The following is a 22,661-nucleotide window of genomic DNA, read 5'->3' as shown; positions in this document are numbered from 1 at the left end:
TGCGTGAAGCGTCCCATGCCATGGCGGCCACGGGGCTCCGAGGTGGAGACGGGATTTGAACCCGTGTACACGGCTTTGCAGGCCGTTGCCTCGCCTCTCGGCCACTCCACCGGCGTGAGGCCGACCGGAGCCGGGACCTCTTCGAGCGGACGACGGGATTCGAACCCGCGACCCTCACCTTGGCAAGGTGATGCGCTACCAGCTGCGCTACGTCCGCCAGGCGGGCTGGGGCCCGCACCGCGAGGTGCCACCATAGCCGAGACGCCGGACCCCCACCAAAGCCGATCCCACTAGCCTTGCCGGGGTGGCGCCACGCCGGAGCGAGCCCCTGGCCCACCTGGGCGGCCGCCTCGCCACGGGCCTGACCGAGCTCTCGGACGACCTGGGCGTCCTCGACCGCTCCGGCTGGTGGGCCGTCGTCGTCGACTTCGAGGGATCCGTCACCTGCGCCCGCTTCGCCGACGTGCGGCCCGCCCCCCTGCCCCCGCCAGCCGGGTCCTGGTGCGGCCCGGGTCCGGGCGCCTGGACCTCCTCGCTCACGCACGAGGAGTACGTCGCCGCGGTGGTCACCCTGCGGGAGGCGATCGCCGCCGGGACGGTGTACCAGGCCAACGTGTGCCGGGTGCTGCGGGCGGAGGTGGACCCCTCCTCCGACGGGCTCGGCCTCGCCCACGCCGTTGCCAGGGGTAACCCGGCCCCCCACGGCGGGTTCCTCCGGCTGCCCGGCCTGGACGTGGCCAGCGCGTCGCCGGAGACGTACCTGCGCCGCGACGACGACCTGCTGACCTCGCGCCCGATCAAGGGGACCGGGCGCATCGCGCCCGAGCTGAGCTCGAAGGACGAGGCCGAGAACGTCATGATCGTCGACCTCGTGCGCAATGACCTGGGCCGGGTCAGCCGCACCGGGACGGTGGACGTCCCCGACCTGCTGGCCGTCGAACGGCACCCGGGCCTGGTCCACCTGGTCTCGACGGTCACCGGGCGGCTGCGGCCGGACGTCGGGTGGGCCGAGATCTTCGCGGCGACCTTCCCCCCGGGGTCGGTGACCGGCGCCCCGAAGTCCTCGGCGCTGCGGCTCATCGGCGAGCTCGAGAACGGCCCGCGGGGGGTGTACTGCGGCGCGGTCGGCTGGGTGGACGCCGACCGCCGCACCGCCGACCTGGCCGTGGCGATCCGCACGTTCAGCCTCCGGGACGGCATCCTGGCGTTCGGGACGGGCGCCGGGATCACCTGGGGGTCCGACCCGGAGGCCGAGTGGCGCGAGACCGAGCTCAAGGCGGCCCGCCTGCTGGCCCTGGCCGGGGGAGCGGACGTGAAGGACGTGGAGGAGCCGTGAAGGTCTGGGTCAACGGCGTGGTGGTCGACGAGCGCGACGCGTACGTCTCCGTCTTCGACCACGGGTTCACCGTGGGCGACGGGGTCTTCGAGACCCTGCGGACCACGCCGGACGGCCGGCCGTTCGCGCTGACCCGTCACCTGCAACGGCTCACCCGTTCGGCGGCAGGTCTGGGCCTGGAGCCGCCGGAGGACAAGGAGCTGCGGGCCGCGGTGGAGGCCGTGCTGGCGGCCAACGCCGGTGAGCCCGTCGGACGCGTCCGGATCACCGTCAGTGGCGGGCTGGCCCCGCTCGGATCGGGCCGCGGCGCGGCCCCGCCCACCGTGGTCGTCATGGCCGGGCCGGCGTCGGTGTGGCCGCCCACGACCGTGCTGCTGACCTCCCCCTGGCCGCGCAACGAGCGGTCGGCGGTGGCCGGGCTGAAGACGACGTCGTACGCCGAGAACGTCGTCGCCCTGGCCTGGGCCCAGCACCGCGGCGCGACCGAGGCGCTGCTGCTCAACACCGAGGGGTACGTCTGCGAGGGCACCGGCTCCAACGTCTTCGCCGTCCTCGACGACGGCCGGATCGTCACCCCGCCGCTCACCGCGGGCTGCCTGGCCGGGGTGACGCGTGACCTGGTGCTCCAGTGGTGCGGGGGAGAGGAGATGGACCTGCTGCCGGGCGACCTGGCCTCGGCGGCCGAGGTGTTCGTGACCTCCTCCACCCGCGACGTCCATCCGGTCGACCGCCTCGACGAGCGGCGCTTCGCGGCGCCCGGGCCGCTCACCTCGCGGGTCGGCGCAGAGTTCGCCCGCCGCGCCGCGGAAGACCCAGACCCCCTCTAGGTCGGCTCGCGGCGCGGCGGGCTCATCCCGACGTTCCGGACGCCCAGTGCCCCCACGTGGCGACGGAAGTGTCGAGGAGATTCAGCAACGTTCAGGTCAGCCCAGCAGGGCGGCGATCTCCGCGTCGAGGTCGAGCAGGTCGGACTCGCTGCCGCGCGGGACGGTCTGGAAGGAGCGGACGATGAAGGCCTCGACCTCGTGGCGCTGGGCCTCGAGGAGCGCCTGGCCGAACGGCGAGCTCAGCGCGATGCAGACGACCTCACCGTCGTCGTCGCTGCAGGGCCACACCGCGACGTCGCCCTCGCCGGCCGGGGCGACGAGCCCCTCGTCGAGCAGGTCCCGGCTGAAGGTCCAGGCGACCGCGTCGTCCTCGGAGCGGAAGGTCGCGGTGACGGCGTACGGGTCGGTCGGGTCGTAGCACAGCTCGGCGGGTACGTGCACCGAGCCACCCTGCGTCACGAGGCGCAGCTGAAGGCTCGAGGTGAGGGCGGCGGGGACCACGGTGACTCCTGGGTGGTGCTGGGGGCCGTACGTCCGTCCCGGGGCGGGGTCGGACACCGAGGAGACGCCCGCGCCCGGCCCCCATGACGCAACTTTTCCAAGATCTTTTGCCGAGAGCGCGCCGCCCCTGGTGAGCCCGTTCCGGGTGGGTCCCGGGTGGGAGGCCTCGTGCGAGCTGGCGGCCGTGGCTCCGGCCGGGTTGTCAGGCGGCTCGGGCGCTCCGGCGCCCGCCTCGTCTGACAACTCCGGCGGGTTGCCTACCCTGAGGGGATGAGCGCTCCCGAGGGGCCGAACGCCGAGCCCGCCGGGCTGCGGCACCGGGCGCGCCGTACGCGCGAGCACATCCGGCGCCGACGTACCCTCAACGCCACCTATCGCCTGCTCGTGCTGGTGGTGGGGGTGCTCGTGGCGTTGGCCGGCGTGGCCATGCTCGTGCTGCCAGGCCCGGGCTGGCTGGTGATCATCCTGGGCGTCGCGATCCTGGCCACCGAGTACGCCTGGGCGCACCGGCTGCTCCAGCGCGTGAAGGCCTGGGCCCAGCGCGCCGCGGACGTCGCCCTGGACCCGCGGCGGCGCCGCCGGAACCGCGTGATCGCGATCGGCACCGTCGTGGCGGCGGGGCTGACCGCCTGGGCGTACATCGCCCGCTGGGGCCTGGCGCTGCCCGGGGGGTAGTCTTTGCGCTCCCGATCAGGGCGATTGGCTCAGTGGTAGAGCGCCTCGTTCACACCGAGGAGGTCACTGGTTCGAACCCAGTATCGCCCACAGTCCGAAAGCAGCCTCTGACCAGCGGAAACGCTGAAATCAGAGGCCTTTGCCGTGGGGCACGTGTCCACAAGGTGTCTCCCGGCGAGCCTCCTCTGAGAGGAACGCCACCAAGACCCACCGGCTCGAGTGCAGTCCACGCAACGAAACGCCGCGCTGGACCCGTCCGGCGGGCGGGCGGGGGGGGGTCTGGTTGTCAGTCAAGACAGCCCAGACCGCACGGAGTTCGAGGGCGCCGACGGCGGACGAACTGAGGGTATGAACAGCGGCACCGGTTTCCGGTGGGGGATGGCCGCCGCCATGGAGAAGGTTGCGAGCAGGCTCCATAGGAGGACCGCGGCCCAGGCGCCGCGGGGCGTGCCGAGCGACATCGATGGTCCCCCCACGTCGGTCGCCGTGAGCGACCAGATCGGGATCGCTGAGAGGGTGACGAGCCCGCACAGGCCGCGGACCCAGCGCGGCCCGCGGCCAGCGATCGCGTAGCCACCGAGCATGCACATGACAGGGACGGCGACGGCTGCGAGACCGATACCGTCCTTGAGGGCGTGGGTCAGGTCGAGAGGGTCGAGCACGAGGACGACCGCGAACAGCATCGGCGACCAGATCAGCCAGCGCCGGTGTGGGATGGGGCCAATCCACCGCCGGTACTCCGCCCCACCGAGCAGGGTGCCGATGACGATGCCGGGGAGGAGCACCCACAAGAAGGTGCCGGCCCACGTGACAGCCGCGTCGTCGCCTGCCACCTGCCACATGAAACCGCGCAGGGCGGCGGCCCAGGCGAGTCCGCACAGCGCCCCGACGGCCCCCGCGATCCATCCGCCGCGGACGAGCGAGCGTCGGCCGATCCGTTGCGGGATCGCGCAGGCCAGGCAGAGGACGGCGATCAGCGATGAGGCGTAGAGGCCGACCCAGGTGCCTCGCGCGGTATGCAGTGGTGCCGTGTCGGACGCCATGACGAGCATCAGCAGAACGCCGAGAACGGCGATGGCGCCGCAGGTTCGACGCCACCATGCTCGGCCGCGTCCCGACAGGGCATAGCCGCCTGCGAGCCCGAACAGCACCACACCGATCGCGCCGCCACCGAGCCCGTTGGTGATCAACGCCCGAAAGATCGTCGGGTCGGTCAACGCTGCCAGGAACAGACACGGGGAGAGGGTCAGCCACCGGCTTCGCGTCCCTGCTGTCCTGCGCCGATGCTCGGCCAGCCCGATCAACGCGCCGACGAGGAGTCCTGGGGCGAGGAGCAGCGCGAACGTTCGGTACCAGTGGAACTCAGACTCGTTCCCGGCCATCTGGACCATCCAGCCGCGCAGTGCGGCCGCCCAGGCCAGCCCGATCACGGCTCCGGTGAGCACGAGCGGCCACGCCGGGGGTGCAGCAGCTGCGTCGTCGCTCATCGCGGTTCAGTCCCACGGGACGACGACCAAGCTGCGGGTCGGTGTCGGACACTCATGACCTGCGCCTATCGGGCTCGGCGAGCAGCGCGACCTGCTCCGGTGCTGGCATCGCAGTTGCGGCGGCCTCAGTCATGACGAGCGGAGGTGGCAGCTGGGTCGAGCCGGATCAGGCCGTAGCCCAGAGTGGCGAACAGGACCATCCAGCCTCCGATGCCCAGTCGGCCGGCCGCGAAGGAGGCCGTGATGGCCCAGGAGAGCGGGACGAACACATAGACGCCGAGAGCCAGCAGGAGCCAGGGCAGCCAGGTGGCGCCGATCCACATGCTGCGCCGTCGTACGGCGACGAAGCCCGCCACGACCAAGCCCACGCCGATCAGCAGGACCGGGACGGAGTAGGCGTCGTTCAACAGATTCGCGCGCGATGAGTGCTCCGCCTCGTCGTAGGCCACGATCGCGACTAGCTCGAGGACTGTCAGCAGAGCTACCCCGATAGCCGCCGCCGTCACGGCCACCCGGGCGGTGCGCGAGCTGTTGACCGCCGTGATCCGCAGCAGCGCGATGACGCCCGCGAGCAGCATCATGTGCTGGGCGGCGAAGCTCAGCTGGGCGGTGATGAACCAGCCCGTGGTCATCGGGTAGCGGAACATGGACTCGGAGACCTGGTGCGGCCAGGCCAGCAGCGCGGCCGCCTGAACCACGCCGAGCAGTCCGCCGGCAAGGCACCAGACCCCGGCGCGGCGTACGCCGTGGTCGGCCGGCCGAACCACGGTGGACGAAGCGAGAGCGGCCATCAGACACCTCCTGGGTTGGGTGCCGGGAACGCTAGGAGGGGTGTGAGGCCGAGCGCATCGGGCCGGTCTCTCGATCTCGATACGTGCTGGCACGGTCTCGCATCGAGGGCTCGCACACTGCCGCGCGCAGGGGTGTCGGTGGGAGGATCCGGCCATGGCCGACCTGGGGGACAGCCCCGTCGAGCGCGTCGCGCTGGTCGTGACCGTGTCGGCGACAGTGCTGTTCGAGGCCGGAGCCATCGTGCTCAGCCGGGGGGTGGCCCCCTTGGCCCCGGCGATCCTCTACGCCTGCTACTCGGTGATTCAGGCACTGGCGGGAGCGCTGGTCGTGTGGGCACATCCGCGACACCGCGTCGGCTGGCTTCTGATGCTCTCGGCTGCCTTCAATGCCGCAGTCTCCGACTTCGGTCTGGCCTACTACGAGCGGGCCGCTCACGAGGGCTGGGTCGGCGCAAACCTCGCCCTGATCTTGGGATGGTCGGCCTGGATCGTCGCGGCACTCGGACTCATCTTGCTATTCCTCTGGTTCCCCGACGGGCTGATCACGAATAGGGCTCGCTGGGTCCCATGGCTGTGGGCCGTGGGAGCGGTGTTCGCCCTGCCGGGCTGGATCCTCAATCCGCAACTGGGGTCGCAGCTCGTCGGCGGAGTGAACCCTTATGCGATCGGGTCGGCTGCCGCGGAGTCGCTCTTCCTCGTCGGGGTATCCCTGATCGCGGTCGCCCTCGTCGCGTCGGTCGTCGACTTCATCCTTCGCTTCCGACGCGCGACGGGCATCCTCCGACTCCAGCTGACGTGCATGGCCTACGCCGCCGCACTTGCGGCCGTGATCCTGCCGGTGTCTGCCGTGCTCTGGACCGTGTGGTCCCCGATCCACCTATTCGCGGCCATCGCTCTCACCCTGCTACCTGTCGCCGCCTCGGTTGCGATCCTGCGCTATCACCTGTACGACATCGACCTGGTTGTCAGCCGCACGGTGGCCTACGCGACGATCACCGGGCTGCTCGTGATCACCTACGCCGCCGTGGTGGTACTCGTAGGCGCGCGACTCTCCTCCCCGGTCGCCGCTGCCGTAGGCGCCCTGGTGGTAGCTCTCGCGTTCCGGCCGCTGCGCGATCGGGTGCAAGCGCGGGTGGACAGGCGCTTCCGGCGAGCCCGGTACGAGACCCGGCGGCGGATGGCGGACTTCGTCGACGCGATCCGCCGTGGCGACGACGCGGTCGACCATCTCGAGGACCGACTGCGGATGGCGGTCGAAGACCCGACGTGCCTGGTGGCGTTCGTCGACGAACACGGTGGCTGGCTCGACCTTCACGGCGGGACGGTGTCTCGGATCGACGGCGGGTCGACGTACACGAGCGCGTCTCCGTCGACCGCCCGCCTGACTCCGGTCGTGGTGCATGGCAAGGACGCAGAGCGGGCCGTGGCCGAGGCACTGGACGCCGGCCGACTCGCCTTCGAGATCGCTGCCCTCCAGGTGGACCTACGCCGCCAGCTCGACCAGCTCGACGCGTCCCGGGCCCGAGTCGTTGCGGCAGCCGACGAGGAGCGCCGGAGGATTGCTCGCAATCTCCACGACGGCGCCCAGCAGCGCCTGGTCGCGATTGGGCTCAACCTGCGCCATCTCCAGCACCAGCTGTCCGGATCGGCGCCTACGGTGCACGCCGCGCTCGACGCCGCAGTGAACGACCTTGGCCAATCCATCGACGAGCTGCGCGAACTGGCCGGCGGCGTCCGGCCCTCGAGTCTCGACGACGGTCTGCGCGCTGCCCTTCACGACTTCGTGACCCGTACGCCGGCGCCGGTGGCGGTGAACGTCACCGGGGATCGGTTCAGTCCCGCGCTGGAGACCACGGCCTATTTCATCGCGGCCGAAGGCCTCACGAACGCCGTGAAGCACGCGCGTGCGGAGCAGATCAGCCTCACAGTCGCCCGTCAGGGCGATCAGCTCGTGGTGTCCGTCGACGACGACGGCGAAGGTGGCGCCGATCCGCTCATCGGAACTGGCCTGCGCGGACTGGCCGACCGGGCTCGCTCGCACGGCGGGACCATCGAGGTCAGCTCGCAGCTCGGCGCAGGCACGCGGCTGGAGGTCCGGCTCCCGTGCGGGTGATCATCGCGGAGGACCAGGCTCTGCTGCGCGACGGTCTGTCGCGTCTGTTCGTCGACAAGGGGCATGAGGTCGTCGCTTCCCTCGCGACGGCGGAGAGGCTGGTCGACACCATCGAGGCCAGTGATGTCGACCTCGCGGTGATGGACATCCGGATGCCTCCGTCGTACACCGATGAGGGGGTGACAGCGGCAAGGCTGGTCAAAGCGACGCGACCCCAGCTCGGCGTCCTGCTTCTCTCCCAGCACATCGAGACGTCACATGCGTCCGACTTGGTCGCCTTGCCGGGATTTGGCTACTTGCTGAAGGACCGCGTCCTGGCCATCGACGACTTCGTCGATGCGGCACAACGCGTCGCGCAGGGAGGCTCTGCCCTGGACCCGGTAGTGGTCGCAGCCATGCTGGCCAGGGTCAGCGACCAGCATCCGGTGACGCGCCTGTCTACCCGGGAACGCGACGTCTTGGCCCTGATGGCCGAGGGCCTCACCAACGCCGGCATCGCCAACCGCCTCGGCGTCAGCGCGCGCACCGTCGAGGCGCACGTCAGTCACACCCTCACCAAACTCGACATCGAACAATCCGACACCGCCCATCGCCGTGTCCTTGCCGTGCTCTCCTACCTCAACGCCGAGTCCCCGTAGGCGGCTCGAGCATTCAGCGGCATGGGCACGTCGAATGCGTCGCCCAGTCCTGACAATGGCGACACCAATGAAGTCGCAGCAGGAGTCAACACTGCTCCGCTCGGCACTGTCTCCGCAGGCCTGCGCACGTGATCGGCACGTCGGGGCGCGGCGCGATTCAGGCGAGGGTTGCGTGCGAGGCGAGCAAGTGCGATCGCTCGCCGGGAGCCAGTGCAGCGTATGCGAGTCCCGCGCGTTCGTTCGTGTCCTCCTCGATCCGGTCGTGCACGGTGCCCGGTTCCAGGTCGATGATCGTCGCTGCGGTGAACCCGGCTGCGGTCCACGCGGCGACATGGGCATCGAACCGGTGGAAGCGCAGGCCGGTCAGACCGTCAGCAGCCTGCGCACCGAGGTCTCGCACCTGGGACATGATCTCGCGTCCCGAATCCGAGAGCACGACCGAGTCGGTCCCTGATCGTCGGGCCACGGATGTCCCGACCATCCGAGACAGGGCGAGGTCGAACGTGGCCGGGCCCTGATGAACGTAGCGGGCCCTCGTCACCCCGAGTCGCAGCCGGTCCAGGTGGGGAGCGACCTGCGCGGCGTACTCCGCTACCGGGCTTGGCATGGCGCACAGTGTCCCCTTGAGCGAGCATGAAGCGATACCGAACGCCGATTCGAGTTCCCGAGAGCGGCGCGTAGCAGGCCGGTCCTTGAGGACGCCTCGGTTGGCCGGACGGTCTTGGCACGAGAAGTCAAGGGCGAGAGCGGGAGGGTGCGTGGCGGACATCGCGAGACGAGACATCGTCGTGCCTGACACGTGGCGAGCGTTCTTCGAGGCCACGCACATCCCTGCAGCTGTGCGCGTGGGGAACCAGCTCAGGCTGACGGGCCACACCGGGGACCGGGAGGACGGGACGTTCTCCGACGACCCCGAGGAGCAGATGAGGCAGACCTTCCGCAACATCGCGATCACGCTCGCTGAGGCGGGCGCGAGCTGGTCGGACGTCGTCGAGATAACGTCCTACCGGGTGAGGTTGCGGGCGCAGGCTGAAGCGACGCTCCTCATTGCAGCGGAGTTCCTCACCAGCCCTTACCCGGCATGGACAGATGTCGGCATCAGCGAGCTCTTCGAACCGGATGCCCTGGTGGAGATCAGTTGCGTCGCCGTTCTCCGCGGGTCAGGCTCCTAGGGGCCATCCTGTCGAGGTCCACCGAATCGGTTTGCCGAGATCGGCGGCCGATGACCCACCGGAACCCCATCTCGGGCATCGCTGATCATCCGCGACGACCCCACAGGTGTTACCGATGTCCTGAGACTTCTCGTGTTACCGATCTCCTGAGACACGACAGTGCGCCTGTACGCCCGTTCTGCGTGACGAACCGCCACAGGGCGCTCACAGCGATCCGAGCTGTTGGCGCAGCAAGGCCTTCTGGACCTTGCCCATGGCGTTGCGGGGGAGCTCGGGTAGGACGACGACGCGCTTCGGGACCTTGAACCCGGCCAGCCGCTCGCGCGCGAGCAGCCGTAGGGAGTCGGGGTCGAGGTCGGCTCCCGGTCGGGCGACGACAGCCGCTGTGACGGCCTCGCCGAGGTCGGGGTCAGGGATGCCGACGACCGCAGACTCGAGCACCCCCGGCAGTGCGTCGAGGACCTCCTCGACCTCCTTGGGGTAGACGTTGAGGCCGCCCGTGATCACGAGGTCCTTGGAACGTCCGACGAGGCGCAGGTAACCGTCTGCGTCGAGCTCGCCGAGGTCCCCGGTGCGAAACCACCCGTCGTCGGTGAACGCCTCGGCGTCGGCGTCGGGGCGATGCCAGTAGCCGCCGAACACGTTCGGCCCTCGCACCTCGACCGCTCCGGGAGAGCCGTCGACGCGCACCTCGACGCCGGGCAAGGCCGGCCCGACGGTGCCGACCCGTCGCTCGCCGTGCAGCGGGTTCGACGTCAGCATGCACGTCTCGGTCATGCCGTAGCGCTCGACGATGACGTGGCCCGTGCGTGCGGTGAACTCCTGGTGCGTGGCGAGGAGCATCGGCGCCGACCCTGAGGTGAACAGCCTCATCCGGGCGCACGGTTCGGCCGTCAGACGTGGCTCGGCGAGCAGTCGCACGTAGTGCGTCGGCACGCCCATCAGCACGGTGGCCCCCGGCAGCGCGTCGATGACGGCGTCGGGGCTGAATGCCGCCAGCAGCACGATCCGGGCGCCGGCGACGGTGGCCGTGTGCGCGGCGACGAACAGCCCGTGGGTGTGGAAGAGCGGGAGCATGTGCACGAGGACGTCCGTCGCGGTCAGTTCCCAGGCGGACATCAGCGTGCGAGCACTCGCCACGAGGTTGGCGTGGCTGAGGACGGCGGCCTTGGGCCGGCCTGTGGTCCCGCTGGTGAACAGCATCGCCGCCGGGTCGTCCGCGCCCCGGTCGACGTCGTCGAAGGAGGACGGACGACCAGAGCTCGCCGCGACGAGGTCGGCGAGCGGGACGGCACGGTCTCCGCCCGGCAGCGAGGCATCACGTACCAGCAGCGCCGGTTCGGCGTCGGCCACCAGCGCGCTCACCTCGGTCGGCGTGTACGCGGTGTTCATGGGCACGTAGACCGCACCCGCCCGCACGCAAGCGACGTGAAGCGCCAGCAGCTCGACGCTCTTCTCGGCCTGGACGCCGACCCGGTCGCCGGGTCCGACCCCCAGCTCCGTGAGCACGTGAGCCATCGACGCCGACGCGTGGTCCAGGTCGGCGTAGGTCCACGTACGCCCGTCCGGCTGCTCGACCCACGTCCGGCCGGGAGCACGACGTCCCTGCGCGAGCAGCAGGTCGGCCAACGGGTTCACGGCGCTCCTGCCCCGGTATCGGAGCGCGACGAGGCCGCGAGCGTCGGCCGGCGCCGCCACGTCTGCGTGGCGCTCTCGAAGCGCAGGGCCGCGCGCAGCAGGTCGAGCTCGCCGAGCGGCCGGCCGACCAGCTGGATGCCCACCGGCAGCCCGGCGGCGGTGAACCCGCACGGCACGGACATGGCGGGAAGCCCGGTGGCGCTGATCCAGTACGCCGAACGCATCCAGTCGAGGTAGGTGTGCATGGGCTGTCCGGCGACCTCGGTCGGCCACGGCTGCGTCGCCGGGAACGGCGGCACCTGGCTGACCGGGAGGGCGATGACGTCCACGTCCTCGAAGACCGACGCGACCGACGTGAACACGGACGCGCGCAGCCGGGAGGCGCGGACGAGGTCTGCGGTCGTCAGACGACGACCTTCCTCGATGTTCCAGCGGATGTCCGCGTTGACCTGGTCCGGGTGCTCGTCGAGGAGGGGACCCAGCACGCCGGCGTAGTACCAGGCGCGCCACGTGCGGAACGCCTCCTCGGCACCGCTCAGGTCGGGATGCACGTCGCTCACCGCGAAGCCCGCCTCGAGCAGCGCGGGCCGCCCCGAGGACTCGAGCACGCTCGTTACATCGGGGTCGAACGGCAGACCGCCCGGCGCCGAGCACCAGCCGACGCGCCACGCCCGGTCCGACGCCAACGAGCCCGCGAACTCGCTGCCGTCGCCCGGCAGCGACTCGAGGACGCGCGGGTCCGCTCCGGCGAGGACACTGAGCAGCAGGGCGCAGTCGCCCACCGTCCGCGCCATCGGCCCGGCGACGGCGAGCGGGAACGCGTCGATCTCGGCCGGCCACGACGGCACGCGGCCGGCGCAGGGCCGCAGGCCGACGACGTTGCAGAAGCTCGCCGGGTTGCGCAGCGACCCGCCCATGTCCGAGCCGTCCGCCAGGCACACCATCCCCGACGCCAGCGCGGCCGCGGCGCCCCCACTGCTCCCACCGGGCGTGCACGAGGGGTCATAGGGGTTGCGCGCCGGGCCGGTCAGCGGGTTGTACGTCTGCGACCCGGTCCCGAACTCCGGCGTGTTCGTCTTCCCGAGGCTCACCGCGCCAGCAGCCGTCATCCGCTGCACGACCGAGGAGTCCACCTCGGGGACGAAGTCCGCGAAGATCGGCGAACCGAAGGTCGTTCGTACGTCTCGCGTCAGCTGGAGGTCCTTGTGGGCGACCGGCAGGCCGTGCAGCGGACCCCAGACGTCGCCGCCCGCCAGGGCCTCGTCGGCCGCGGCCGCACGTACCATCGCCCGCTCCGGCGTCACCGTGATGAACGCACGCAGGCCCCCGTCGAAGCGCTCCACCCGGTCCAGGTGCGCGGCCACGAGCTCCCTCGCCGACACCTCCTTGGCCCTGACCATCGCAGCGAGCTCGGTCGCCGGGCGGAAGCAGAGGTCGTCATCGCCGGCGGACACCGGCGAGGCGGTGGCCATCCCGTCTCCTCCTCACCTGCTGGGGGATCGCACGAGCGCGAGCCGCACGATCACGAGCGGCCGGTCCGCACGATCACGAGACAGGCCCGTCCGCACGGTCACGAGGTGAGGGCGAAGGTGACCTGGGTCGCGCCGGTGGCGTCCTTGAGGGTGAGCTGGTTCGCCTTGCGGTCATAGGTCGTGACCTTGCCCAGCGCGGCGAAGTACTCCTGCTCGGTCTGCATCACGCCCTCGTCGAGGCACGCCATGGCGGTCGCGGCCACCGGTCCGATCGCGATCTGGTTGCTCCCGGAGGTCGCAAATGTCGCCCCGTAGGTGTTGCAGCCGCCCGACCCACTGAGCTGGCCGTCCGCCGAGAAGACCGCCGTCACCTTCTCCGTGTCGGCCGTAGCCACGACCGCACCCTTGCCGTTGTTGATCCCGGTCGCGTGCCACGACGTGCCGGCCAGCCCGGAGGGAGCGGCGCGGTAGGTGAGCAGCGTGGACTTGTCCGAGGCGAGCAGGGTCAGCGACGTCCCGACGGTGAACGACGCGACCTTCGGCAGCGCGGCCAGGATCGCGGCCTCCTGGGCGACGACCCCGCCGCTGCACGCCTTCTTGGTCATGGCGCCTGGCGTGATGGTGAGGGACTGCCCGTCCTGCGCGTACGTCCCACCGAACTGGTTGCACCCCGTCGAGCCGCTGAGCACCCCGCCGGCGCCGAAGCTCAGCGTCGCGACGTCGGGGTCGCTGACGGCCGGGACCGCGGCGCCGTTGGCCTGGTAGGACGTCAGCGTCCAGGTCACGCCGGTCAGGGACGCTCCGCCGGACGGGCCGGTCGAGGCACCGGACCCGGACCCCCCGCCCGAGCTGGTCGTGCTGCACGCCGTCAGCGCGAGCGTGGCCAGCAGCCCGACGGCGATCCCTCCGTGCACCCGCAGTGTCCTGATCACGCCTCCTCACGCTAGGCCCCGGACCACGGGTCATGCTGGCGTTTGCCCGGCGCGGGCGCGCCCACCCGTGTGACGAACGCCACCCGGGAGGACGCGTCCCGGCGGGATCGAATCCGCCGCGCACAGCGTCGTACCTGGACGATGGCCCACCTCGACCGCAACCCCGTCGCGCTGCTGCGCCGCCCCTACCTGCGGCTGGCGGTGCTGTCGGCGGCGGCCGCGTCGGCGGCGTACGGGCTCGGCGTGGTGCTCCCGCACGTCTCGGCGGTCGTCGCCGCCGTCACCGCCCTCATCAGCGTCCGGCCCACCTTCCACGCCTCCATGAAGGAGGCGCTGCGACAGGTGCTCGCGGTGGTGCTGGGCGCCGGGCTGGCGCTCGCCGCCATGGAGCTCGTCGGCTACTCCGCCCTCGCCCTCTTCGCGACCATCCTGGTCTGCTACGCGGCTGCCCGAGTCCTGCGGCTGGGGGAGGAGGGCGCCCTGGCGGTCTCCGTCACCGTGATCCTCGTCGTGGGTCCGCACTTCTCGAGCGACGCCGTCGAGGCCCGCTTCTTCGGCGTCCTGCTCGGCTCAGCGCTGGCCCTGGTGACGTCGTACTTCACTCGCCCCGGCACGCCCGACGGCCGGGCGCTGGCCGACCTGGTCACCCAGTCCGAGCGCGCCGCCACTCTGATGTCCGCCGTCGCGGAGACCCTCGACAGCAGCGACGGGAAGGTCGCCCCGGCGCTCGCGCGGCGCTGGCTGCTCGACGCCGAGGACATCCTGTCGTGCGTCGTCGCGACCCGGCAGGCGGCCGTCGACGCCGCGGAGGGTGCCCGCTGGTCGCCGATGATCGACCGGGAGCGGGCGCTGGCCGTGGTGCGCCAGGCGCGGATGACCGAGCGCACCGCCGTCACGCTGGTGAGCATGTGCCGCGACCTCGACGTCGCCGCCGCCCGCGGCGAGCCGCTGCACGACGGGTTGGCGATGTCGCTGTCCGACGTGCTGCTCGCGACGGCCGAGGCGATCGGGCAGCAGTCGGAGAAGGCGCTGAGCCACCCCGCGGAGCCGCTGTCGGAGGCGACGGGACCGATCCCGGTGGCCCGCCGCGCGCGTACCGAGGCCGCCGCGCACGTGCGGCACCTCGACGACACGACACCCTTGCTCCTCGGCGGTTCCCTGCTGCGCGACGCGGAGAAGATCACCGAGGCCCTGTCCGGCCAGTGAGCGCTCGGTAGTCTCGGCCGGGTGGCTCGACCGCCGGGACACGCGCGACAGGGAAGGTCGACCGATGACCGCTGGGCCGCCTCGCGGACCGTCCACCCCCAATGTCCTGCTGATCCTCACCGACGAGGAGCGGTACGCGCTGCCGCACCCTGACGGCTTCGTCCTGCCGGCCCGCGAGCGCCTCCAGGAGCGTGGCGTCACCTTCGATCGCTACTACGTCGCCTCGGCCCAGTGCAGCTCGTCCCGCTCGGTCATCTACACCGGCCAGCACATGCCGCTGACCGAGATCTACGACAACGACGCCATGCCCTACATCCGGCCGCTCGACCCCGCCCTCGGGACGCTCGGGACGATGATGCGGCAGGCCGGCTACTACTGCTCCTATCAGGGCAAGTGGCACCTCTCGCGGGCGTACAAGGACCCCGCCGACCCGCGCCCGACGACCGACGCCCTGGAGCCGTACGGCTTCTCGGAGTTCAACGACTGGGGCGATCTCGACGGCGGGGCGTGGGCCGGTCTGAAGCTGGACCCGGTCATCGCCGGGCAGGCGGTCAAGTGGCTGCGCAACCGGGCGCCCGTCGTCGCGGCCGAGCAGCCGTGGTTCCTCGCGGTCAACTTCGTCAACCCGCACGACGTCATGAGCTACGACTACGGCGGGCGCCGTGTCACGGCCCCACCGCCCAACCTCGCCGAGGCGATGGTGGTACGCCCGCCGGCCGACATCCCGCTCTACCGCAAGGTGTGGGACGTCGACCTGCCGGCCAGCGTCGCCGACGACCTCTCGGGTGCGGCACCGGCGGTGCGCGAGTACGCGGCCGCGATGGAGACCATGTTCGGGCCGGTCCCCGACGAGGCCGCGTGGCGGCTGGGCCTGAGCTTCTACCTCAACTGCACCCGTGACGTTGACCGCGGGATCGAGGTGGTCCTGGACGCGCTGGTCGCCTCGGGGCAGGCCGACCGCACGGTGGTCGTCTTCAGCTCGGACCACGGCGAGATGGCCGGCTCGCACGGGCTGCGGCAGAAGGGCAACCTCGTCTACGACGAGAACTTCCACGTCCCGCTCGTGGTGTCCCACCCCGACCTCCCGGGCGGGGGCCGCACCGACGCGCTGGGCTCGGCGGTCGACCTGGCGCCGACCCTGCTCGACATCGCCGGCGTCGACGAGGCCGGCCGCGCGGAGCGCTTCCCGGCCCTGCGGGGGCGCTCGCTCCTGCCGGCTCTGTCCGGTCGGCCGGTCCGCGACGCGGTGCTCAGCGCCGTCGAGATCGTCACCCCCCTCGACAACGGCTACTGGCGGTCGCTGGGTGCCGACGACGGCCCGCAGCGGGTGCAGGAGGGCACGCTTCGTCCCGACTGGTCCAAGCGCGGCTTCCTCCGGGGCTACACCGACCGCCGCTACACCTTCGGCCGGTACTTCTCGCCGCTGGAACCGAACCGTCCGCGCACCGTCGAGCGGCTGCTGGCCGACAACGACGTCGTCCTCTACGACCGCGAGAGCGACCCGGTCGAGCAGACCAACCTCGCCCTCGACCCCGCCCAGCGAGACCTCGTGGCCGACCTGTCGGCGCGGCTCGAGGCGCTCATCGACGAGGAGATCGGGCCCGACACCCACGCCTGGGTGCCCGAGCGCCCGCGCCTGGTCGGCTGGCCCACCTGGCGCGGAGACGCCCGCATCGCGTGAGCACGCGCGAGCTGCGCACCGCGTCGTCGGCCGAGCTCGGCGCGGACGGGCTCCCCGAGCTGAGGGCGCTCATGGACGCGGCGTTCGGCAGCCGCTTCGACGACCACGACTTCGACCACTGCCTCGGCGGGACCCACGTCGTTCTGAGGCTCGACGGTGTCGTCGTGGCCCACGCCGCCGTCGTGCCCCGCCGCCTCCTGGTGGGGGAGCGGGTGCTGCGCTGCGGGTACGTCGAGGCGGTCGCGACCCACCCTGACCACCAGGGTCAGGGGCTCGGCACCGCCGTCATGGACCTCGCCGACGAGCTGGTCCGGCGCTGCTTCGACGTGGGCGCGCTCTCGACCAGCGCCCACCGCTTCTACGAGCGGCTGGGCTGGAGCCGGTGGCGCGGTCCGACGTACGTCGTGCGGGGCGGCACCTGGGTGCGCTGCCGGAGCGAGGACGGGGCGGTCATGGTCCTGCCGGTCCGCCCGAGCGACCCCCTCGACCCCGGTCTGCCCGTGGCGGTCGACGAGCGGCCCGGCGACGACTGGTGACCGCCGCTGGTTTGCGCGCACGCGTCCCGGGTTAGCCTGCCGGGATGGCCCGTCCCCGCGCGCTGCGCCGCACCCTCCTCGCCGTCGCCGCCCTCGCATCCGCGGCAGTCCTGGCACCCGCGACCCCGGCGGCGGCGACGGTGGTGCCCTCGCCCGGGCTGCCGAGCTCGGCATCCGCGAACCCGAACGCGGTGCGTCTGGTCTTCGTCAAGCGCGCGAGCGGGCTCGACCAGCCCGTGCTCGTGACCTCCGCGCCTGGAACCTCCCGGCTGTTCGTCGTGGAGCGCGCCGGGCGGATCCGGATCTACTCCGGCGGGCGGATCCTCTCGACGGCCTACCTGGACCTGCGCAGCAAGGTGCGGAGCTCCTACGGCGAGGAAGGCATGCTCGGGCTCGCCTTCGCGCCCGACTTCGCGACCAGCCACCGGTTCTGGGTCACCTACACGACCAGCTCGGGCTCGCTCCGGCTCAGCCGCTTCACCGCGGCCGGCGCGTCCGCGCTCAAGGCCAACCGCTACTCCGAGAAGGTGGTGCTGACCGTCCCGCATCCGACGTACCAGAACCACAACGCGGGGATGCTCGTCTTCGGCAGGGACGGCTATCTGTACATGAGCACCGGCGACGGGGGCGGCGCCGGCGACCCGTTCCGCCACGCGCAGAACCGGACCTCGCTCAACGGCAAGCTGCTGCGCATCGACGTCCGGCACTCGTGCGGTGGCAAGCTCTACTGCATCCCCGCGAGCAACCCCTACGCGAAGTCGACGAAGTACCGCAAGGAGATCTGGGCGTACGGGCTGCGCAACGCCTGGCGCTTCTCCGCCGACCGCACGACCGGCGACCTGTGGGTCGCCGACGTCGGGCAGGACCGCTACGAGGAGGTCACGCGCATCCCGTACGGCAAGGGTGGCTGGAACCTCGGCTGGTCCTGCTACGAGGGCCGCCACGTGTACGCCGCCTCGCGCTGCCACGCGAGCACGACGTACCACGCCCCGACGATCGAGTACTCCCACGCGGTCGGCGAGGCGATCATCGGCGGGTACGTCTACCGCGGGGCGACGTACGCGTCGCTGCTTCGCGGGCTCTACGTCTACGGCGACTACATCACCGGCCGGGTCTGGGTGTACGGCCGCGGGCACTCCCACCAGGTGGCCTCGCTCGGCGCCGACCGCCTGAGCGCCTTCGGGCAGACCAACGGCGGCGAGCTCATGGCCGTGACCCTGGACGGGGACCTGTACGCCGTCCACGCCGCCAGCGCCTGACCGGACCCGGCGGAAACCGGGGAGAGTGCCCCCGGGGCGTCTCGGTAGCATCCGAGCCATGCCAGCCAACCTCACCGTAGTCGTGTCCGGCGCCGAGCGATCGGTCGCCGAGGGCACGACGGCGGGGGAGGTGGTCGGTGCGGATCGATCGGTCGTGGTCGCCCGCGTCAACGGCCACCTGCGCGACCTCGACCACGTCCTGGAGGACGGCGACAGCGTCGAGCCGGTCGGCGTCGACAGCGCGGACGGCCTCGCGGTGCTGCGCCACTCGACCGCGCACGTGCTGGCCCAGGCGGTGCAGGGGCTCTTCCCGGGCACCCGCCTCGGGATCGGTCCGCCGATCGAGAACGGCTTCTACTACGACTTCGACGTCGAGCGCCCCTTCACCCCCGACGACCTCGCGACCCTCGAACGGCGCATGCAGGAGATCATCAAGGCGGGGCAACGGTTCTCTCGCCGCGCCGTCACCGACGACGAGGCGCGGACCGAGCTCGAGTTCGAGCCGTACAAGATCGAGCTGATCGGCATCAAGGGCGGCGCCTCGGGGGAGGAGTCCACCGAGGTCGGGGGCGGCGAGCTCACCATCTACGACAACCTCGAGGCCGGCACTGGCCTGCGGGTGTGGAGCGACCTGTGCCGGGGGCCGCACGTACCGACCACGCGGTTCATCCCGCCGAACGCCTTCAAGCTGATGCGCACCGCGGCGGCGTACTGGCGCGGCAGCGAGCGCAACCCGCAGCTGCAGCGGATCTACGGCACCGCCTGGCCGGACAAGGACGGCCTGCGGGCGTACCTCACCATGCTCGAGGAGGCCGAGAAGCGCGACCACCGCCGGCTCGGCGCCGAGCTCGACCTGTTCTCCTTCCCCGACGAGATCGGGTCCGGGCTCGCGGTCTTCCATCCGAGGGGCGGCATCGTGCGCCGCGTCATGGAGGACTACTCGCGCGGGCGGCACGACGCCGCGGGGTACGAGTTCGTCAACTCACCCCACATCACCAAGGCGCAGCTGTTCGAGACCTCGGGCCACCTCGAGTGGTACGCGGACGGGATGTTCCCCCCGATGCACCTGGACGAGGAGCGCGACGCGGACGGCGTGCTTCGACGGCAGGGGCAGGACTACTACCTCAAGCCGATGAACTGCCCGTTCCACAACCTCATCTTCCGGGCGCGGGGGCGGTCCTACCGGGAGCTGCCGCTGCGGCTGTTCGAGTTCGGCAGCGTCTACCGCTATGAGAAGTCAGGGGTGGTGCACGGCCTGACCCGGGTACGTGGCATGACCCAGGATGACGCGCACATCTACTGCACCCGTGAGCAGATGCCCGACGAGCTGCGAAGCCTCCTCGGCTTCGTCCTCGACCTGCTGCGCGACTACGGCCTCGACGACTTCTACCTCGAGCTGTCCACCCGTGACCCGGCGAAGTCGATCGGCACCGACGAGGACTGGGCGGAGGCGACCGCCGCCCTGGAGGAGGCGGCCCAGCGCTCCGGTCTCGACCTCGTCCCGGACCCCGGGGGGGCCGCCTTCTACGGTCCGAAGATCTCGGTGCAGGCACGCGACGCCATCGGACGTACCTGGCAGATGTCGACGATCCAGGTCGACTTCAACCAGCCGAAGCGCTTCGAGCTGGAGTACCAGGCCGCCGACGGCTCGCGCCAGCAGCCCGTCATGATCCACCGCGCGCTGTTCGGCTCCATCGAGCGCTTCTTCGCGGTCCTGCTCGAGCACTACGCCGGCGCGTTCCCGCCTTGGCTCGCGCCGGTGCAGGCCGTCGGCATCCCGGTCACCGACGCGCACGTGCCGTACCTGCGTGACGTGGTGGAGCGGCTGGCCGCGCGCGGCGTACGGGCCGAGGTGGACGCCTCCGACGACCGCATGCAGAAGAAGATCCGCAACGCGCAGCGTGCCAAGGTGCCGTACATGCTCATCGCCGGCGACGAGGACGCCGCCAAGGGTGCGGTCTCGTTCCGCTACCGCGACGGCGAGCAGAAGAACGGCGTCCCCGTCGAGGAGGCGATCGCCGAGATCGTCGACGCGATCCAGCGCCGCGTGCAGGTCTGAGCCCGGTGAGCGACGCCCTCGAGCGCCTGTGGGCGCCGCACCGGATGCAGTACATCCGCGGCGGCAACGACACCGAGGGCACCGGCTGCCCGTTCGACACCATCCCGAGCCTGCCCCCCGGGGAGTCGCTCGTCGTGGCGCGCGGGGAGCAGGTCTACGCGGTGCTCAACCTGCACCCGTACAACCCGGGGCACCTCATGGTCGTGACCTACCGCCACGTCGGGGACCTCGAGGACCTGACCCAGCCGGAGCTGGCCGAGCTCTGGGAGTTCACCCGGCATGCGGTCGCCACCGTCAAGGCGGTCAGCCGCCCGCACGCCTTCAACGTCGGCCTCAACCTCGGCGGGGTCGCCGGCGGGTCGCTGTCCGAGCACCTCCACCAGCACGTCGTCCCGCGCTGGTCCGGGGACTCCAACTACATGACGGTCCTGTCGGGGACCAAGATCATGCCGCAGCTGCTGGAGGAGACGAGGGACCTGCTCGCCGCCGCCTGGCCCCACGCCTGACGCTCCCGGCCAGCGGCCGTACCCCGCGGCTGATGTCCGCCGCCAGCGGGCGTACCCCGCGGCTGATGTCCGCCGCCTCCGCGCCTGACGCTCGCGGCGACTGGCCCAGCGCCTGACGCTCGCCGCCAGCGGGCGTACCCCGCGGTCCAGCCACAGCTCGGCGAGCCCCTGCAGAAGTCCCATTTGTCCGGTTTCGCCTCGCCCGGGGAGGGGACAAATGGGACTTCTGCAGAAGACAGCCCGGCAGAAGTCCCATTTGTCCGGTTTCGCGTCGCCGGAAAAGGGACGAAAGGGACTTCTGCAGAGGAAGGCTCTGGGGGAGGCGGCTCGGGGGGAGGCAGCTTCGCGGGGAGGCGGGTCCGGGGGAGGGGAGGCGGCTCCGCGGGGAGGCAGCTCCGCGGGGAGGCAGCTTCGCGGGGAGGCGGATTCCGCGGGAGGCGGTTCCGCGGGAGGCGGTTCCGCGGGGAGGGAGACCTGGGGGGTCAGGAGTCGGCGGCGTCGCTGATGACCTTGCTGACGAGGTGCGCAGGCATGGGCTCGTGGCGCACGTACGTCCGCGAGAACGTGCCCGTGCCGTGCGAGATCGAGCGCAGGTCGACGGCGTAACGGGTCACCTCGAGCTGCGGTACCTCCGCGTTGACCAACGTCCGCCCGGAGCCGACCGGCTCGGTGCCCACGACGCGCCCGCGCCGCCCCGACAGGTCGCTCATGACGGCGCCGACGTACTCGTCGGACACCATCACCTTGAGCTCGTCGACCGGCTCCAGCAGGTTGACCGTCGTGGACTTCGCCGCCTCCTTGAGGGCCAGGGCCCCCGCGGTCTGGAAGGCCATGTCCGAGGAGTCGACCGAGTGCGCCTTGCCGTCCACGAGCGTCACCCGGATGTCGACCACGGGGTAGCCCGCCGCGACACCGCGCTCCATCTGGGCGCGGACGCCCTTCTCGACGGAGGGGATGAACTGGCGCGGTACGGCGCCCCCGACGACCTTGTCGACGAACTCGAAGCCGCCGCCCTCGGGCAGCGGCTCGACCTCGATGTCGCAGACGGCGTACTGGCCGTGCCCGCCGGACTGCTTGACGTGCCGCCCGTGGCCCTTGGCCACGCTCGCGAAGGTCTCGCGCAGCGACACCCGCAGGGGCACGGAGTCGACGGCGACGCCGTAGCGGGTGCGCAGCCGGTCGAGCAGGACGTCCACGTGGGCCTCGCCCATGCACCACAGCACCAGCTGGTGGGTCTCGGGGTTCTGGTCGAGCCGCAGCGTGGGGTCCTCGGCGACCAGGCGCGACAGACCCTGGGACAGCTTGTCCTCGTCGGCCTTGGAGTGGGCCACGATGGCCACGGGCAGCAGCGGGTCGGGCATCACCCAAGGCTCGATGAGCATGGGGTCGTCCTTGCCGGACAGGGTGTCGCCGGTCTCCGCGCGGGAGAGCTTGGCGATGGCGACGATGTCGCCCGCCACCGCCTGCGCCGCCGTCCGCTGCGCCTTGCCCAGGGGGATGGACAGCGCGCCGATCCGCTCGTCGACGTCGTGGTCCTCGTGCCCGCGGGAGGCCATCCCGTGGCCGCTGACGTGCACGACGGCGTCGGGGCGCAGGGTCCCGCTGAACACCCGCACGAGGGACAGGCGCCCGACATAGGGGTCGCTGGTGGTCTTGACCACCTCGGCGACGAGCGGGCCGGCCGGGTCGCACATAAGTGGCCCCTTCGGACGCCCGTCCGGTGAGGTGACCGCGGGCAGCTCGTGCTCCAGGGGCGAGGGGAAGGCCCGGGTCATCAGCTCCAGCAGCTCGGCGGCCCCAAGGCCGGTCGGGCTGGCGGCCGCCAGCACCGG

General features: G+C 71.5%; 20 protein-coding genes and 3 tRNA genes. 13 read left to right on the top strand and 10 right to left on the bottom strand.

From position 1 onward, the window contains the following. Positions 1 to 40 precede the first annotated feature (40 nt). Positions 41 to 111: transfer RNA gene (locus VMI11_14305), tRNA-Cys, on the bottom strand. 33 nt (positions 112 to 144) lie between these two features. Beyond that, positions 145 to 217: transfer RNA gene (locus VMI11_14300), tRNA-Gly, on the bottom strand. An 87-nt stretch (positions 218 to 304) separates the two neighbouring features. On the opposite strand from VMI11_14300, the gene VMI11_14295 reads away from it, so the two are divergent. Continuing rightward, entirely contained in the window at positions 305 to 1,336 is a 1,032-nt protein-coding gene (locus VMI11_14295) for an anthranilate synthase component I family protein (protein HTY73568.1), read from the top strand. Further along, positions 1,333 to 2,163 carry an aminotransferase class IV gene (locus VMI11_14290; protein ID HTY73567.1) on the top strand — a complete coding sequence of 277 codons (831 nt, stop codon included), beginning with the start codon at positions 1,333 to 1,335 and terminating at the stop codon, positions 2,161 to 2,163. The genes VMI11_14295 and VMI11_14290 overlap by 4 nt, the downstream gene beginning before the upstream one ends. Before the next feature lie 96 nt (positions 2,164 to 2,259). Here the strand turns inward: VMI11_14290 and VMI11_14285 are convergent, their stop codons facing one another. Next, positions 2,260 to 2,664 (bottom strand): SsgA family sporulation/cell division regulator, encoded by a 405-nt coding sequence (locus VMI11_14285; GenBank protein ID HTY73566.1) that lies wholly within the window; start codon positions 2,662 to 2,664, stop codon positions 2,260 to 2,262. 270 nt (positions 2,665 to 2,934) lie between these two features. On the opposite strand from VMI11_14285, the gene VMI11_14280 reads away from it, so the two are divergent. Together VMI11_14280 and VMI11_14275 are read left to right on the top strand one after the other, a co-directional pair. Further along, positions 2,935 to 3,339 (top strand): TIGR02611 family protein, encoded by a 405-nt coding sequence (locus VMI11_14280; GenBank protein ID HTY73565.1) that lies wholly within the window; start codon positions 2,935 to 2,937, stop codon positions 3,337 to 3,339. An 18-nt stretch (positions 3,340 to 3,357) separates the two neighbouring features. Continuing rightward, positions 3,358 to 3,429: transfer RNA gene (locus VMI11_14275), tRNA-Val, on the top strand. A 200-nt stretch (positions 3,430 to 3,629) separates the two neighbouring features. Here the strand turns inward: VMI11_14275 and VMI11_14270 are convergent. Next, the gene (locus VMI11_14270) at positions 3,630 to 4,826 is read right to left on the bottom strand and encodes a hypothetical protein (GenBank protein ID HTY73564.1); all 1,197 of its coding nucleotides are present in this window, start codon (positions 4,824 to 4,826) and stop codon (positions 3,630 to 3,632) included. Positions 4,827 to 4,951: 125 nt separating this feature from the next. Then, positions 4,952 to 5,617: a hypothetical protein gene (locus VMI11_14265; protein ID HTY73563.1), complete on the bottom strand. Its 666-nt coding sequence runs from the start codon at positions 5,615 to 5,617 to the stop codon at positions 4,952 to 4,954. Between the two features lie 154 nt (positions 5,618 to 5,771). Between VMI11_14265 and VMI11_14260 the strand changes: the two genes are divergently transcribed. Next, on the top strand, positions 5,772 to 7,730 hold the full coding sequence (locus tag VMI11_14260) for a histidine kinase (GenBank protein ID HTY73562.1): 1,959 nt from the start codon (positions 5,772 to 5,774) through the stop codon (positions 7,728 to 7,730). Beyond that, positions 7,721 to 8,368 carry a response regulator transcription factor gene (locus VMI11_14255; GenBank protein HTY73561.1) on the top strand — a complete coding sequence of 216 codons (648 nt, stop codon included), beginning with the start codon at positions 7,721 to 7,723 and terminating at the stop codon, positions 8,366 to 8,368. The genes VMI11_14260 and VMI11_14255 overlap by 10 nt, the downstream gene beginning before the upstream one ends. A 157-nt stretch (positions 8,369 to 8,525) precedes the next feature. Here the strand turns inward: VMI11_14255 and VMI11_14250 are convergent, their stop codons facing one another. Then, positions 8,526 to 8,975, bottom strand: a complete 450-nt coding sequence (locus tag VMI11_14250) for a hypothetical protein (protein ID HTY73560.1) — start codon at positions 8,973 to 8,975, stop codon at positions 8,526 to 8,528. A 151-nt stretch (positions 8,976 to 9,126) separates the two neighbouring features. Here VMI11_14250 and VMI11_14245 point away from each other — a divergent pair, with 151 nt between their 5' ends. Then, the gene (locus tag VMI11_14245; protein ID HTY73559.1) at positions 9,127 to 9,540 is read left to right on the top strand and encodes a Rid family hydrolase; all 414 of its coding nucleotides are present in this window, start codon (positions 9,127 to 9,129) and stop codon (positions 9,538 to 9,540) included. Positions 9,541 to 9,744: 204 nt separating this feature from the next. Here VMI11_14245 and VMI11_14240 read toward each other — a convergent pair whose 3' ends face one another. The 3 genes from VMI11_14240 to VMI11_14230 all read right to left on the bottom strand — a co-directional run bounded on the left by VMI11_14240 (position 9,745) and on the right by VMI11_14230 (position 13,582). Further along, positions 9,745 to 11,178: an AMP-binding protein gene (locus VMI11_14240; protein ID HTY73558.1), complete on the bottom strand. Its 1,434-nt coding sequence runs from the start codon at positions 11,176 to 11,178 to the stop codon at positions 9,745 to 9,747. After that, positions 11,175 to 12,650: an amidase gene (locus VMI11_14235; protein HTY73557.1), complete on the bottom strand. Its 1,476-nt coding sequence runs from the start codon at positions 12,648 to 12,650 to the stop codon at positions 11,175 to 11,177. The genes VMI11_14240 and VMI11_14235 overlap by 4 nt, the downstream gene beginning before the upstream one ends. 98 nt (positions 12,651 to 12,748) lie before the next feature. Next, positions 12,749 to 13,582: an META domain-containing protein gene (locus VMI11_14230; protein ID HTY73556.1), complete on the bottom strand. Its 834-nt coding sequence runs from the start codon at positions 13,580 to 13,582 to the stop codon at positions 12,749 to 12,751. Between the two features lie 141 nt (positions 13,583 to 13,723). Here VMI11_14230 and VMI11_14225 point away from each other — a divergent pair, with 141 nt between their 5' ends. From VMI11_14225 to VMI11_14200, 6 genes are all read left to right on the top strand, one after another. Then, positions 13,724 to 14,788 (top strand): aromatic acid exporter family protein, encoded by a 1,065-nt coding sequence (locus VMI11_14225; GenBank protein HTY73555.1) that lies wholly within the window; start codon positions 13,724 to 13,726, stop codon positions 14,786 to 14,788. Positions 14,789 to 14,852: 64 nt separating this feature from the next. After that, positions 14,853 to 16,469, top strand: a complete 1,617-nt coding sequence (locus VMI11_14220; protein HTY73554.1) for a sulfatase-like hydrolase/transferase — start codon at positions 14,853 to 14,855, stop codon at positions 16,467 to 16,469. Next, entirely contained in the window at positions 16,466 to 17,005 is a 540-nt protein-coding gene (locus tag VMI11_14215) for a GNAT family N-acetyltransferase (protein HTY73553.1), read from the top strand. Before VMI11_14220 ends, VMI11_14215 begins: the two co-directional genes overlap by 4 nt. 44 nt (positions 17,006 to 17,049) lie before the next feature. Further along, on the top strand, positions 17,050 to 18,264 hold the full coding sequence (locus VMI11_14210; protein HTY73552.1) for a PQQ-dependent sugar dehydrogenase: 1,215 nt from the start codon (positions 17,050 to 17,052) through the stop codon (positions 18,262 to 18,264). A gap of 58 nt (positions 18,265 to 18,322) precedes the next feature. Beyond that, a complete protein-coding gene (gene thrS / locus VMI11_14205; protein ID HTY73551.1) occupies positions 18,323 to 20,323 on the top strand; it encodes a threonine--tRNA ligase in 2,001 nt (666 codons plus the stop codon). A gap of 44 nt (positions 20,324 to 20,367) precedes the next feature. Continuing rightward, the gene (locus tag VMI11_14200) at positions 20,368 to 20,829 is read left to right on the top strand and encodes an HIT domain-containing protein (GenBank protein ID HTY73550.1); all 462 of its coding nucleotides are present in this window, start codon (positions 20,368 to 20,370) and stop codon (positions 20,827 to 20,829) included. A 482-nt stretch (positions 20,830 to 21,311) separates the two neighbouring features. Here the strand turns inward: VMI11_14200 and VMI11_14195 are convergent. Then, a partial coding sequence (locus tag VMI11_14195; protein HTY73549.1) for an elongation factor G occupies positions 21,312 to 22,661 on the bottom strand: 1,350 nt, incomplete at its 5' end.

This window comes from Actinomycetes bacterium, from assembly GCA_035506535.1.
GTDB lineage: Bacteria > Actinomycetota > Actinomycetes > DATJPE01 > DATJPE01 > DATJPE01.
The sequence above is the reverse complement of the archived record's forward strand: the minus strand, read 5'-3'. Positions and strand labels throughout refer to the sequence as shown.

Excerpts from the sequence above, each read along its gene's own strand:
- VMI11_14260 (HTY73562.1), top strand. The coding sequence starts at position 5,772 with ATGGCCGACCTGGGGGACAGCCCCGTCGAGCGCGTCGCGCTGGTCGTG.
- VMI11_14280 (HTY73565.1), top strand. The coding sequence starts at position 2,935 with ATGAGCGCTCCCGAGGGGCCGAACGCCGAGCCCGCCGGGCTGCGGCAC.
- VMI11_14265 (HTY73563.1), bottom strand. The coding sequence starts at position 5,617 with ATGGCCGCTCTCGCTTCGTCCACCGTGGTTCGGCCGGCCGACCACGGC.
- VMI11_14270 (HTY73564.1), bottom strand. The coding sequence starts at position 4,826 with ATGAGCGACGACGCAGCTGCTGCACCCCCGGCGTGGCCGCTCGTGCTC.
- VMI11_14250 (HTY73560.1), bottom strand. The coding sequence starts at position 8,975 with ATGCCAAGCCCGGTAGCGGAGTACGCCGCGCAGGTCGCTCCCCACCTG.
- VMI11_14200 (HTY73550.1), top strand. The coding sequence starts at position 20,368 with ATGCAGTACATCCGCGGCGGCAACGACACCGAGGGCACCGGCTGCCCG.
- VMI11_14235 (HTY73557.1), bottom strand. The coding sequence starts at position 12,650 with ATGGCCACCGCCTCGCCGGTGTCCGCCGGCGATGACGACCTCTGCTTC.
- VMI11_14220 (HTY73554.1), top strand. The coding sequence starts at position 14,853 with ATGACCGCTGGGCCGCCTCGCGGACCGTCCACCCCCAATGTCCTGCTG.
- thrS (HTY73551.1), top strand. The coding sequence starts at position 18,323 with ATGCCAGCCAACCTCACCGTAGTCGTGTCCGGCGCCGAGCGATCGGTC.
- VMI11_14225 (HTY73555.1), top strand. The coding sequence starts at position 13,724 with ATGGCCCACCTCGACCGCAACCCCGTCGCGCTGCTGCGCCGCCCCTAC.
- VMI11_14210 (HTY73552.1), top strand. The coding sequence starts at position 17,050 with ATGGCCCGTCCCCGCGCGCTGCGCCGCACCCTCCTCGCCGTCGCCGCC.